Annotated in this window: 1 protein-coding gene; it reads right to left on the bottom strand. The window is 57.1% G+C overall.

All coding sequences use genetic code 11. The features are described 5' to 3' along the window. Positions 1-212: hypothetical protein (locus ABZT87_RS22600; RefSeq protein WP_355137914.1), on the bottom strand; the 212-nt coding region annotated here is incomplete at both ends.

Here is a 212-nt window from a genome sequence, read left to right as displayed (position 1 = left end):
CCGTACTCGCGGCCCTTGTCGGAGCCGTACTCCTCGTCCGAGCCGTACTCGTTGCCCTTGGAGTCCCAGTCCTTCTTGTCTTCGTCCTTGGACTCCGAGTCCTTCTTGTCCTTGTCCTTGGAGTCCCAGTCCTTCTTGTCTTCGTCCTTGGACTCCCAGTCCTTCTTGTCCTTGTCCTTGGAGTCCCAGTCCTTCTTGTCTTCGTCCTTGGA

The sequence above is a fragment of the Micromonospora sp. NPDC005237 genome, assembly GCF_040607775.1.
Taxonomy (GTDB): domain Bacteria; phylum Actinomycetota; class Actinomycetes; order Mycobacteriales; family Micromonosporaceae; genus Micromonospora.
Note: the sequence above shows the minus strand (reverse complement) of the source record. Positions and strands in the feature narration are given on the sequence as shown.